This is a genomic window from Myroides injenensis M09-0166 (genome assembly GCF_000246945.1).
Classification (GTDB): domain Bacteria; phylum Bacteroidota; class Bacteroidia; order Flavobacteriales; family Flavobacteriaceae; genus Flavobacterium; species Flavobacterium injenense.
The window spans coordinates 66,277-80,167 of the sequence record NZ_BAEX01000004.1 but is presented as its reverse complement, the minus strand read 5'-3'; the positions used below and the strand labels follow the sequence as shown (position 1 = coordinate 80,167).

Below are 13,891 nucleotides of genomic sequence, written 5' to 3'. Positions count from 1 at the left end.
TTTTATTATAGGGTTAAATAGCATCCAAAAACTATTGACTTACTATTAATCGACTCGGCTTATATACTATTTTATCGACAACATAAACGATAGTAAAAGCAATAATTGCAGGTATTAGCCATGGGACTTCATAATTATATAAAGGCAAATTAATAACAATTTTATTAATCAATTTAAAAAATTCTGTTATTGTAAAATTACTATAATCGACTTTTCCATTATAAATACTATAGTCAATATCATATAGACTAGTCCCCATATAAATTGCAAATTGCATTAATGCAACAATTGCAGTAGTAATAATAGCTCCTACAAAGGGAGCTCTACGAGGTACAGATTTACCAAATGCAATCATGAAAAGTATTAACGTCAGAGTAATTGGATATATAATACCTAAAAATGGAGCAGCATAATCAATAATATTATCTACACCTTTAACAGCTAAAACACCAGAAACAAGACAAGTTGTTATTACTACTACTCTATAACTTAATTTTCCATTTGTTAATTGAGAGAAAAAAGTACCTGTCGCACATACCAAAGCGATAGCTGTAGTAATACAAGCTAAAGCAATACATAATGATAGAGCCAATGTTCCAGAAGAACCCAATATTGCATTAGAAATATACAATAAAAGCTCTGTTCTCTTTAAGCTATCAGTTACTGGATATCCAGAAGTAGCTCCTATATATACTAAACCACCATATATAACTAACAAACAAAAAATAGCAACAGCTCCAGACATGTAGGTTACTCTAGTTTTTGATTTTAAATCTAGATAACCTTTAGCTTTTACGGCTGTTATAATAATACCTGCATAAATTACTGAAGCTAAAACATCCATTGTTTGATAACCTTCTGAAAAACCTAAACGAAATGCTTCTTCTTTATTTCCGCTACTCAATTCATTCGTAGACAGAGGATTCATTATACCTTTAACTATAAGGTAGGTCAACAATAAAAGTAACAAAGGAGTTAAATATTTACCAATAATATCAACTACTTTTGAAGGAGAAATTGATAAAACTAAGGTAACACCAAAAAACACGACTGATGACAAAACAGGGCTAGCCTCTGACCACAAAGGCAATACACCAATTTCAAAAGTAGTAGCAGCCGTCCTTGGAATTGCAACTAGTGGACCAATACTTAAAATAATTGCAGTAGCTAATATCCACCCTAGTAAACTATTTATTCTTTTACCGAGATCAGTAAAACTATCACCTGAAATTAGCACTGCTACAATTCCGAGAAAAGGAGCCAATATTGCAGTAATGGAAAATCCAGTCACAGCAAATTGCCAATCCCCACCAGTAATTAAACCAATTATAGGTGGCAAAATAGTATTACCAGCCCCAAAAAACATTGCAAATAAAGCAAAACCAATTGTTAAAGCATCTACAAACCTTTTCAAACTCTATGTATTTTTACTATCAAAATTTCAATTTAATCAATTAAAAATTAAAAAATAATGATATATTAATATTTTTTCACTGTCCTAATATTCTCTTAAATTAAAACAAGAGCACAATATAAAACAATTTTAAGAATTATGTAATAATATTTAAATACATTTGAGAATAACCACCCTTTACATAAAAAACTATGCATGCATATAAAAAATAAGGATTAAAAATTATCAATTATAAAAATGGAAATAAACAAACTACTTTTTAAAACACCTCGTTTAACAATTGAGAAAATAAATCTTAATGAAGATATTACATCACTGCTCTCCTATCACAATGATCAGGAAACAATGCAGTGGATTCCCAACAAAATGATTAAATATCAGAAAGCAGATATTCTAAACAAATTTAAGGGATATCATAAAATAGGGAATATTGAACTAGGAATTTATAAAATAGTCATTGAATCTTCCAACACTATAATAGGAGAAATAGGATTTTTCCCTGTTGAAAAATATAATGATGCTATAGAGCTTGGATATATAATCAGAAAAGAATATTGGAGTAAAGGTTTGGGAAGTGAATTAGTAAAAGGTGTCATTGACTATCTATCGCTTATAAAAGATTGCAACAAAGTCATAGCCCAATTATACATTGGAAATGAAAGATCAAAAAGACTATGTATAAAAATGGAATTCAATCTAATAAATAGAGATCAAATAAAATCAACCTATCTTAAACAGCTTCATCAGCAATAATTTCATAGAGTAATTCTACTAAAGGTACTATTTTTTTACCTTTATCAGATAGTGTATATTCTATATGTGAAGGCTTTACTGTAATAATAGTTTTAATTAAAAGATTATCTTCTTCTAATTCACGAAGTGCAACAGCAATAGATTGCTTATTACCTCCAATAATATCACGCATATAATCGCTAAATCTCATAGCTTTTTGTTCTGTTAAATGCAGTATTACCATCTTCCATTTCCCAGACAAAGTTTTTATTAGTTCTTCTGCAGGACATCTTTGTTCAAGTTCAGCTTGTACCATTATCTATGCAATTCAAAATTTATAATCTCAAAGTTGCAAAAATAACCTTTTTACACATGCAATAAAAAGTAACTCAAGAAAATATAAGGAAAACAACAAACTACATTATTGAATAATTGTACCATCCTTTAACACCACATTAATTTTATTATCGTAATGTTCTATAAAGTACACCTCTTCGAATTCTTCGACACCTAACCCTTTACATTTATTAATTAGCCATTCACTATCCATCTTAAAAAAAGCTAAATCATCGAGTGCAAATACTCCATCAAAATACAACAACTTACTAGGTAGAGGTTTCTTACTACTTCTTTCAACAATAGAAAGCTGCCCATTGGGCTCTACTTGCAAGAACTCAATATCACTAAAAGTAGAATGTCCCATAACTCTTAAATTCGCTGCTATAGTATAAATGTCAATTTTATTTCTTTTATCCTTAATAACGTCTATACAAAATTTTCCGTCTCTAATTAAAGTAATAGGACTTCCGATAGCAAAAGCACGAAAAAAATTTGTCTTTCTAACCAAAAGACTTAAGACATTTATTAGCAAAATTGCAATAACTAAAGAGATAATATAATCTACAAAGCTAATTGAATCACTATAAATTATACCACCTATTACACCACCTAATATAAAGTTACCTATAAGATCAACAGCATTCATTTGAGAGATTTGAGTTTTTCCAGTAAAATTCAAATGACAGATAACTAATAAAAACCCAACCAATAACTTTAAAAATAACAATAAGTAAAATTCCATGAACTAAATAATTAAATTAAACCACATTTATTATGATATTGCTAAAAATAATATTTTATTATAATCAAATTAATCAAAAAACAAACATTACATATAAAAACACAATTAAAAAACATATTTTAAGTAAAAAAGTCAATAAAAAAAACTTTTTTTACAACTAATCAAGTAATTATGTTTTTTATTTTTACATCAACAAAATTAACATAACTTTTTATAAATAATTAAAACGCCACAAAATGAAAAAAGCCAATTCAACTTAGGTGATAACCAGCGCGACTAATCTTAATAAGTAAAGATTATACCGCTTAACAAGGGAACAGTTATGACAAACACTAGACAAAAAATTCAGATTCAATCAAATTTGATTGATTTAAAGCACTCTCCCAAAGAAGATTTTAAAATTTTCACGCAGGAAGAAGGAAAAAAATTATTAATCCCTTTCAATAAGAAAACTTATTACAAAGTATCTTATTTAAAAACTAAGAGTAAATTTTTCTCAGGTACAAAAGTTGTAGAATTAGACGGACCAACATTATTTTTTTCAAATCCGTTATCCCCTTATACATTCGAACCAATTTCTGAGAATGCCGAAGGTTACTTCTGTTTATTTACAAACAATTTCCTAGGATTTAAAAGTAATCTAATGAAATCCATTATTTTTCATTTAGAAGAAAATCCTGTCTATTCCCTAAACAAAGAACAAGAAGAGTTAATTTCATTCTTATTCAAAAAAATGAAGGAAGAAGAAAATCAAACATATTCACAGAAATATGAACTTTTAAGAAATTACATTGAGATAATTATTCATCAAAGCAATAAACTTAATGTAGCTTACAAAGTAGATCAAAAGAAAAATGCCCCCCAAAGACTTTGTTCACAATTTCTAGAATTATTAGAAAAGCAATTTCCTATTCATTCGCCAAATAATGTTTTAGAGCTGAAAACTCCTAATGATTTTGCCATAAAATTAAATGTTCACACAAACCATTTAAATCATACAGTAAATAAAATTTTAGGAAAGTCAACCTCTGCATGTATTCAAGAAAGAATTCTGCTTGAAGCTAAAAAATTATTAAAAACAACAGACTGGAGTATTTCAGAAATTGCTTATAGTTTAGGATTTGAATATCCGACTTATTTCTCAAGCTTTTTTAAAAAATCAACAAATAGTACTCCCAATAAATTTAGAAAAAATTAAGTATCACTAAGTGTTATACATCAATATTTTTAAAAGAATAGCCTTGATTAAATGCTATTTTTCAGCAAATTACTAAGGACTATAACCCTAATCTTTTTTATTGCAAAAAGCCATTTCTAAACGAAATGGCTTTTTTTATTTTATAATCCCCTTTAATTCAACTTCAAAAATAAGTGAACTATTTGGTCCTATTTCTTGACTAATATATTGATCTTTATATGCATAATCACAAGAAGCTACCATTATAAACTTAGTTCCCATTTCTAGCTGTGGTACTACAATTTGATATGCCTTAATTAATTTGTTAAGTAAAAAAACAGTTGCATCACTCTTTTTTGAAGAAGAATCAAAGACGACGCCTTTAATATTCCTTCCTATATAGCTACATTCAAATCTATCATCTAACCCCGCTTTCTCTCCATTACCTCTTTCCAAAATTAAATAAGCTAAACCTTCAGCAACAGAAATGACCTCATCGTTTTTCAAAAACTCCTGTAAGTAAAGCCTTCCCTCCTCTAAATTTTTTTTTGCTAATGCTTCTTTTCTTTTTCTTAATAATTCCGCTACCCCCATATATAAGTTTATAGTGTGCAAAATTACATGATTTTATTTCACTTCATCATTATTCTGAAAATATGTATTACTTATCGAACTACCATTACCTTCATGTTCTTGATAATTATGTAGTTGCCATATACAAAGGTTTTCAATTGCACGAGTACATCCAATATACCATTCATATGGCGTAAGCTTATTAGGCTTATCCACAATTAAAATAACATTCTTTCTCTCAAGACCTTTAAATTTTACAGCAGTTGTATATTGCAACTTTGTCGGCTTTAAAGTAAGGTTATTAATTGTTAACTCCTCCATTCCCATCTCTAGAATAAGATCAGCTACGTTATTTTTTCTCTGCCATACTTTGCTTTGAACTAAAACAATTACATCTTCCGCTTTCAGAGAAGAGTTTTCGTCATTAATATTGTCTATAACTACTTGCATTGCTCTTTTTAAATCATCTCTAGTTTCAAATGATCTTAAATCTATTTCATCATACTCGTGATGCGTAGTTACATCATCCCAATCTTCAGGTCTTAACTGGATATGTTCAGCAATTTTACGTATCTGAGTTTTTTGTGCGCTTCGACGAATTTTATGTAATTTAAAATGGGTAAAATATTCTTTTAAGAAATAGGCATAATCTGAAACATCTCTGCCAAAAAGTGAAAAACTTTGATCCAAGTCATATAATAGCATAATATTACCTTGTTTCATCCCATTGTGATCTCCACATAGTTTATGCATCATTAAATGCAAGTTACGGTCAAAGAGATCTTGGGCTTCATCTACTATGATATAATCATAATTTGGTAATTTACCATTTTCTTGTAAGTAATCAATTGTCTCTTTTATATAATTACCAAATTTTGCAGGTTCTAAATAGTATAATTCACTTTCTTTTACTCCTGGAAGATTTTCTACTACAAATTGTGTAAAAGTGATACAGTCAATATTTACTTTTAAAGATTTAAATCTTTGTGCATTATAACCACATAATAAAAGGTTCCAACACAAATAAAGACCTTTTCTTCCAACTTGCATTTCCGCATATGCCATAGCCATAGTCGTTTTACCAGTACCAGGGGCACCCTCTATCATTAATCTAGGGTTCTCAGATAAAGAATAAAGAATTTCTAGATTACGCTCTCTTAACCATTCTAAAGAATCACGAGATTGAAACATATTGGTATCTTGCACAACTGGATTGAAAGTATTAATTACAGTTTCTAATTCAGCATCAGTTAAACGTGAAAACTTAATAGGATGTGTACTTTCTAATTTATGTCTTGTATACTCATAAACATGTAATAAGAACTTTTCAATATTCTTATATTTATTAACTCTTGTATATTCACTATAAATAATTTTAGAATCATAAATTGTGTTTTCAATAGGAATCATTGTAGTTGGAAAAGAAACAGCTTCACAAAACTGAACATGCTTATAATTAGGAAATACTTTATTCATTAAAGTATATTTATATCCTTTAACCTGCTCAAAAGGGTTTTGATGTAGCCATTTTTTTCTTTTACCATCTCTGTAACAGAAACGACCTTGATCAACAGAAATATTTCCTCCTTTCACTTCTAGAACAATAAAACCAAACTTAGAGACAATAATAAAATCTAACTCAGCATCAGCTTTAGCTCTCTTTATCATAGAATTATCATGAAATGGCAATTTCATACTATACCAAACGTACCAATCATGTGGACTAGCTGAAAGTGATTCAACTATATCTCTATAGATTAAAAACTCCCCATAAGGAACTTTTACACCATCAATTACAAGTAATTCAAGCTCATCTAATGGATACTCTGGATAAATCTTTAAAGGCATCTTATTTCGTTTTTTTAATATCTCTACTAAATTAACACTTAAAAACAACCAAAGCAGTTTTCTTCTGAAATATTAAGCAATAATCCTTATTAAATCAAGGAGTCGAGTATTCTTATATTGTAAAAGCCCTCCTTTAACTCTGTTAAGGAGGGCTTCTATTATTATTTGTCAATAAACTATTTATTACTTTCTTGGAAAATCAGGTCTTTCCATTTTATAATAACTTCCTGATAGAGACTCTAAAAATGCCACCAAAGCATTAATTTCTTTCTCATTTAAAGCTAATGGTTTCATCAAAGTATCTGTCATAGGAAAAAGAGGATCCGCTGCTTTTTCTTCTGGAGTAGGATCAATCATATGCATCCCACTATTATATAAATTTACAATACCTTCTAAATCATCCATTAATCCATTATGCATCCAAGGTTTAGTAACTAATAAGTCACGTAGCGATGGAGTTTTAAATTTCCCAACGTCTTCTGGATTTCGCGTAAATAAATATCTTCCCAAATCTTGATATTCTCTTTTGTAATAAGTCAAGCCTATATTATGAAAAGATTCATCTGTAAAATATTTTCCATTATGACAATTTATACATCTAGCTTTTGTTCTAAACAAATGCATCCCGTAAATCTCTTGATCAGTTAAATACTGATATTCCCCCTTTAAAAACTTATCAAAACGACTTGGCTGACTTTTAATAGTTTTCTGAAAAGTTGCAATAGCACCAACAATTCTTTCATATGTAATCTTGTCATCTCCAAATGCTTCTTTAAATAAAGGTTTATATCCCTCTATCTTTTTTATTTTTTCAGGAAGAGAATACAAATCTGTATCCATTTCATGATGTGCACTTAATGGTCCACCAGCTTGCTCTTCTAAAGTATTAGCACGACCATCCCAAAAATAAGATGTTCGTTCAGCAATATTATAAAGGCTTGGAGTATTACGAGCACCAAGTAAATGGTCATTCCCCAATGAAACCTGGCGATGATCAGTCCATCCCATCTCAGGATCATGACAAGAACTACATGAAACTTGATTTGATTTTGATAACTTAGGATCAAAAAAAAGAGCCTTACCTAAAACTACTTCTGGCAATTCCTGAGTCTCATAATATAATGTGTCAATATCAATTGCCTCAAATTCTTTCCATGCTATCCCTTCATCGACTTGAGCCTGGGGCCAATATTTAATAGGTTGTTTATATTGATTTATTATTTCTTTATAATCAGAAACTTCTGTTATCTTATTAAAATTAGTGTAGCCAATAAATGTCGCTATCGCTACTACTAATACTAGTTTATTTTTGTTTAATATATTCATACATTCGCTCTTAAAAAGTTATTCCTATACTCGCTAAATAACCATTATTATTGCCTAGTGAATAATGTTGATAATTAAAATCAAAACCTACAAAAGCATTAATAACTTCGGGAATAGGAAAATCGTAACGAAGTTTTAGAGTTGTTGACCAATTACTTGTCGTTTGATATTTATAATTAGCGACTAACATTTGATTAATTGCATTGCTGTCACTAAAACTAAAAATAGCTTTATCTTTTGAGATTTGTTGAGATGTAAAATTAATAGCAGATGTTAAAACTGACTTATTTTGGAAACGATATAACCATTGACCATTAATACCATAAATCAAATAAGATATGTCTGTTTTTGAATATGGTACTTTATAACGTTCAATTACTTGATTATATTCAATAAAAGGAATAACACTAAATACATTTTGTTGTAGTGTATACTTCCATAATCCTTTTAATCTTGCCACTTTTGATTGAAATTTATATCGCTCAGCATCACCTATTTTCACATAATTAGTAGTACTTTGAACCATAAATAAGTTCTCTGTGCCTACTCTTTCTTTAGATATCCCATCTATACTGATCCCCCACTGAACATTATCTTGAATAAATAATTTTCCTATAGAAAATTTATACTCCGTATCTTTTATTTTGCCTACTTGTAAATCATAAAACTCAGGCAATAGTTTTTCGAAATCAAACCATCTAGCTTCCGCAGTTAAAAACCAAGTTTTATTTTGAGGTTCATATAATTGTAAGCCTACACCATAGGTCCAACCTTCGAAATAAGCATCTTTACGTTTGCCTTTTAGTAAACTATTATAATTTCCAAGACCACTTAATTGATATATTGTAGGAGAGCCTAAAGGATTATAAAAACTCATTCTATGCTTTTGTGTGTATTTTTCTAAGTCTAGATTAATACCTACAAAAACTTTATCATGGAAATTTCTAGAGCCACCTATCTTAAAACCAAAAATACTAGAGACGTTCTTAGGTCTAGGATCTATTTTCCTATATTCCACTTGAGCTTGATAATATCCCGAAACTCCAATATTAAAGTCGCTAACTTGTTGCACATATCCACCTTCAAATCGATAATGCTCATATTTAATATCTCCCCCTATGCTATCTGCGACTACATAAGGGAAGATTTTATCATAATCCGCACTTTCATTCCATTGTACATTTTCACGTTTTCCTTGTTTATATTTTGCTTGACCCCATACTGCTTTATTACCATCTAACTTTTGGTAGGCACTTGCACTAATATCGAATAACCGTTGATTACCTCCTTCTTGTAACAAATTGGTTTTTCTATTCAAGTTCTCATTTGCAAACTTGAACTCTGTTAAACTATATTTTCGATAGTTTAAATAATTAGAAGGATTTGAATAAACTGTTTCACTAAAAACATGTAACACATCTTCCTTATCAACTATTTTAATAGCTAAAGAATCATGTTCTTGTGCATTTATGGTTAAAGCAAATAAAAGAAAACTATAAACAATTAACTGAAAGTACTTCATTCTATTAGTTATTTAAGTAGAGATGCTTTTACTCCATTTTGAAAATCAACAGAAGAATTATTAGTATCCATTAAAATATCTAATCCTTTAGAATTTTTACCTATTACTTTTCTTCTTACTGATTTACCATATCTAGCTGCATTATCATCAAATTTTGATACATAAGCATATCCCATATCCAATGAAGGACTAGTTACATTCCATAAATGACTTTCCACAACCCCTAAATTAACTACATCAATAACATACTCATTTGGAATTTTTATCGCTGTATCAGGCATCGGAATCGTTGTATCGTCAAATACAAAATCATAACTATAATCATGCACATAGTCTAAGTTTTCACCATTAAATATATCTGCTGTTTTCCCTTCAGGTAATCTTACTAAAGCATAAGCAAAATATCCTTGGTTATGAATTACTAGTTGGTCATAAATATTAATCAAATCTGTAACTTGCGGGTTATTAACGTCAGAATTTGATTCGAAATATTTTTCAAAGTCTGCTTTGCTTAGATCAATTGAGTTTGCATTTAATTCTTGATGATTAATGGCATACTCAGCAAAAAGAATTGACTTTCCAGGCTCTACTGGGTAATCCTTTCCTGAACCTGGGAACTGTAGTACTGCTTCTGCATAAAAATCAGCATTCATATTTAATGGTTGATAATCTTCTTTCTCATTAGTCATGAATTTAGATTTAACTAATAATAACCCATCAATATACAATACTTCTTCAGTGTTATTAGTTATCTTGATGTATTTATCATCATCATACTGTTGTCCTTCAGGTGATTTAGTCCCCGTAAAGAAAATTTCTTCAATTACAAAATCACCTGTATTTCCCTTAATAAAAGTATTAAGTGTTTTTGTCATTTCTAAACCACTTACTATAACACCTTTATTAACTGAAGCAATTTTTCCTTCAACTGCAGTATCTGTACCTTCTGCTTTATAAGTTACCGTACCTTCTATACTGATATCGTAAGTCCCAGATAAAATTGATTTTTGAATTTTATTATTATCTTTCAATTCAATAGTGCTACTATTTCCAGAGTTTAACTCTTTTAAAGTTAAAACAACTTGTTTAACCTCCTCTATTTTAAATCCTTCGGGATCATTAAGTACAAATGTTGTCAATGTTTGTTCCGTGCCTGTAGAATTATCATCAGATGAACATGCTCCAAAGCCCACTACGACTAGTAATAGACAAAGCTTTTTTAATACTTGTTTTATCATTGTATTTCTATTATAAATTAAAATTAATTTCCATTCCAAAATAAGGATCCCTAGTACCCTTTCTATTTATTTTTGTGCCATTTAAGTAATATGGAGCATAATAGCTAAATAGTTTATTCGCAAACATTGATATGTTTATTTGCTTATTTCTAAAGCTTTTGGTAACCTTAAAATTTACATCCATCACAAGAGGAGTGCGATACAATTTTTCGCTACTAGCAAATTGCGGATAAATTAAATATTCCAATAAAGTTCCTTTTGCTTGTTCTTCATTAAAATCAAATATATTCCCTCTTTCATCAACGTAATGAGATGGGATTCCATTAGCAGGTTGATTCTTTCTTAAATAATACCATGCAAATTGAAAGGATGTAGAAAACTGTAAATCAAGTTTAGGTATATAAGTATCTAAAAAAAGATTAGTATTAAATTCTTCAAATTTACTTTTAGGTTCTAAGTTATCATAATAGCCAAAATAAGGATATGGCTTACCATTAATTAAACCGTCATAACGTCCTGCTGCATAATTACCTTCACTATTTCCATAGATGGTTCTAAACCAAGCTCCATTTATTGTCACACGAGTATTAATAACTGGAATACGATTAGAACTATATTGAAACTCTATTCCTTGTTTATCTATTGAACTACCATTTCGCTGTATTCCATATAAGAAATTCTCATTTCTTATTTCATATGGCAATGTATTCACATCTGGTGGCGTAGTAATATTATCATGATCAATTCCTGAAATATCATATTTTTTATAATCATAACTTCCATATTCTTTCATAAAGCGAAAACCACTTTCCATCTTTTCTTTAAAGAATGTAATTGAAAAATTATGAAAACCCCAAGCTAAATCAAGACGCACCTCTTTTTTCTTATTCATTGCTGGTAGCAAATCAAGATTTTGAGGATTAAAAATTATTGTTTTATAATTGACAGTTCTATAAGCAGAATTGTTATGATAATAATTTAATTGTTGTTTATCTACGTAATACAATTCTGGATAAAGTAATCCTAAGTCAGGAAATAGACGTTGCTGTCCCCATCCAAGAGTAACATCAATCGCTAAATCACGACCAGCTAAATCAAAATGTGGCAAGCCATATTGTAGATTGACACGAGGATCAAGATATAGTTTATCTTTCATTACAAAGTTCTTAGGTAAGTTCATTGCCATATTTCCTCTTAATCCTACTACTAAGGTCAATGAGTGCTCTCCAAATTTTGTAGATGACTCTTGTTCCATAAAAGCAGCTCCTGTTACATAAGCAGGTATATCTTTATAAGCCCTGTTTCGGTAAGTAGATTTTGGATTAATTGGTCTGTAAATATCATAAACTTGACCTTTACCATTATTCTTGCTATACTGATAATCTAACCCTACACGAATTTGATTATCTACTTGATTCACTTTATATTGAAAGTTACTAATCAGCTTAGCAAAAATATCTATTGGTTTTCCATCAACTTCATAATAAGCCAAATAACTTCCTGGGGGATAAAACCCATCATGTTCACCTTCTTCTCTAGAAATAGGTAATGCTGTAGCTCCTTCAAGCTGTACAAACTTTGTCTGCTTAATCTTATCAAATCTTTGATTAAGCGTCATCTGCAATTCTACTCCCTTAAAAAAAGATTCATTGCTTTTTTCAAAAGATAAAATATTGCTGAAACTATAAAAATGGTTATCTACTTTATAGCTATTTTGACCAGTAGGATCTGTATCTGGACTACTTTTAGAATCATCTAGTGAACCAGTATAAGTAAGATTAGACGTCCAAGTTAACAAGTTACCATTACCTACATTTGTTTCTTTATTAATACGCAGTGAACCTGTTACTCGTTTATAATTATCGAAATCATCTCTAGGATCTGGTTTTGCATCTAGATAATCCGCACCGACATTAAATTTCCAATTATTATCAGTTTCAAAACCTTTACTTACAGCAAACAGCTTGCTATAACCATCTGCTTTAAAACGTGCTTGCCATTTCGAATAACCACTCTTTTTAATAATCTTAACTAATCCAGATGTAAGATTACCGTATTCAACAGATGGAATACCCCTTATTATCTCTACTTTTTCAATTTGATCAGTAGATATCGTTCGCATATCGACTCCAGTAGAAACACTTATCTTTGAATTCTTTAAAACACTCTGGTCATCTAGGAAATTATACGTATACTGAAGGTTGGCACCAGAGTTTAATTGCGCTCCATCTACCAAGAAAAGAGTACCCAACGACGAAGTATTATATTGGTTACTTCTTGAGTTTCCTACTTCTCTCAATTGAATTTTATTAACTACATTTAGACTAGGGTCACTTGCTCTACCTCCAGGTAGTAATTCCATTAAATCTGCAAAACTTGAAGGTTGCAAATGTTGCATAGCAGCGCGATCAATAATAGATTTACTGGTAACACCTTTACCTTCTTTGGCAGTAATTACAACTTCTTCTAATTGATTTATAAGTGGAGTAAGCGAAATATTGATTAAAGTTTTATCTAAAACAGATACTTTCTCGGAATAACTTTTATAACCTATATGAAAAACTTCTAGGGTATAAATACTTGGTTTAACTTTTACAAAGGCTAATCCCTTGTCATTAGTAAGCTCATAATAGCTATTGTTCTCATCTCTCAAAGAAATGGTTACCTCAGACACATCTTTCTTATCAAGATTTACTGCATGTATAATAACATCAACATGCCGCTCTTGTCCAAAGGCAGTTAACGTTATTATTAACATTAAAAGGGTAATCATTAGTTTGGTTGATTGTGAGCATTTTATAATAATCTGTAGCATTACAATAAAATTTGGGTGCGCAAATGTATTTCACTTTTTTCAAATACACAACTTATTTAGACTTAATCGAAATAAAATATATAATCATTAATTCTAACTATTAATAATCATATATTTAGAAGAGCAAAATTCTCTTGAAAAGATTTTACTCTTCTAAATAAGTGT

11 protein-coding genes are annotated in these 13,891 nt (G+C 29.8%); 2 read left to right on the top strand and 9 right to left on the bottom strand.

All coding sequences use genetic code 11. The features are described 5' to 3' along the window. Window positions 1-31 precede the first annotated feature (31 nt). Window positions 32-1,366, bottom strand: a complete 1,335-nt coding sequence (gene brnQ, locus RH98_RS01515) for a branched-chain amino acid transport system II carrier protein (protein WP_050996071.1) — start codon at window positions 1,364-1,366, stop codon at window positions 32-34. A 285-nt stretch (window positions 1,367-1,651) separates the two neighbouring features. On the opposite strand from brnQ, the gene RH98_RS01510 reads away from it, so the two are divergent. Continuing rightward, the gene (locus tag RH98_RS01510) at window positions 1,652-2,167 is read left to right on the top strand and encodes a GNAT family N-acetyltransferase (protein WP_010249730.1); all 516 of its coding nucleotides are present in this window, start codon (window positions 1,652-1,654) and stop codon (window positions 2,165-2,167) included. On the opposite strand, the gene RH98_RS01505 is transcribed toward RH98_RS01510, so the two are convergent. Both RH98_RS01505 and RH98_RS01500 read right to left on the bottom strand, forming a co-directional pair. Beyond that, on the bottom strand, window positions 2,145-2,462 hold the full coding sequence (locus RH98_RS01505) for a winged helix-turn-helix transcriptional regulator (protein WP_010249728.1): 318 nt from the start codon (window positions 2,460-2,462) through the stop codon (window positions 2,145-2,147). The two genes, RH98_RS01510 and RH98_RS01505, sit on opposite strands and share 23 nt — an antisense overlap. Window positions 2,463-2,567: 105 nt before the next feature. Next, window positions 2,568-3,227: a DUF421 domain-containing protein gene (locus RH98_RS01500; RefSeq protein ID WP_010249726.1), complete on the bottom strand. Its 660-nt coding sequence runs from the start codon at window positions 3,225-3,227 to the stop codon at window positions 2,568-2,570. Between the two features lie 322 nt (window positions 3,228-3,549). Here RH98_RS01500 and RH98_RS01495 point away from each other — a divergent pair, with 322 nt between their 5' ends. Next, window positions 3,550-4,425 carry a helix-turn-helix domain-containing protein gene (locus tag RH98_RS01495; protein ID WP_010249715.1) on the top strand — a complete coding sequence of 292 codons (876 nt, stop codon included), beginning with the start codon at window positions 3,550-3,552 and terminating at the stop codon, window positions 4,423-4,425. A 135-nt stretch (window positions 4,426-4,560) separates the two neighbouring features. Here RH98_RS01495 and RH98_RS01490 read toward each other — a convergent pair whose 3' ends face one another. The 6 genes from RH98_RS01490 to RH98_RS01465 form a co-directional block, all read right to left on the bottom strand. Then, window positions 4,561-4,998: an FKBP-type peptidyl-prolyl cis-trans isomerase gene (locus RH98_RS01490; protein ID WP_010249713.1), complete on the bottom strand. Its 438-nt coding sequence runs from the start codon at window positions 4,996-4,998 to the stop codon at window positions 4,561-4,563. 33 nt (window positions 4,999-5,031) lie between these two features. Continuing rightward, on the bottom strand, window positions 5,032-6,825 hold the full coding sequence (locus RH98_RS01485; protein WP_010249711.1) for a nuclease-related domain-containing DEAD/DEAH box helicase: 1,794 nt from the start codon (window positions 6,823-6,825) through the stop codon (window positions 5,032-5,034). 183 nt (window positions 6,826-7,008) lie between these two features. After that, the gene (locus RH98_RS01480) at window positions 7,009-8,151 is read right to left on the bottom strand and encodes a cytochrome-c peroxidase (RefSeq protein WP_010249709.1); all 1,143 of its coding nucleotides are present in this window, start codon (window positions 8,149-8,151) and stop codon (window positions 7,009-7,011) included. A 10-nt stretch (window positions 8,152-8,161) separates the two neighbouring features. Next, entirely contained in the window at window positions 8,162-9,673 is a 1,512-nt protein-coding gene (locus RH98_RS01475; RefSeq protein WP_010249708.1) for a DUF6850 family outer membrane beta-barrel protein, read from the bottom strand. A gap of 8 nt (window positions 9,674-9,681) precedes the next feature. Next, complete coding sequence (locus RH98_RS01470) at window positions 9,682-10,911, bottom strand: DUF4876 domain-containing protein (RefSeq protein WP_026038670.1); 1,230 nt, start codon at window positions 10,909-10,911, stop codon at window positions 9,682-9,684. A 10-nt stretch (window positions 10,912-10,921) separates the two neighbouring features. Further along, the gene (locus RH98_RS01465) at window positions 10,922-13,684 is read right to left on the bottom strand and encodes a TonB-dependent receptor (RefSeq protein ID WP_237717493.1); all 2,763 of its coding nucleotides are present in this window, start codon (window positions 13,682-13,684) and stop codon (window positions 10,922-10,924) included. Window positions 13,685-13,891 lie beyond the last annotated feature (207 nt).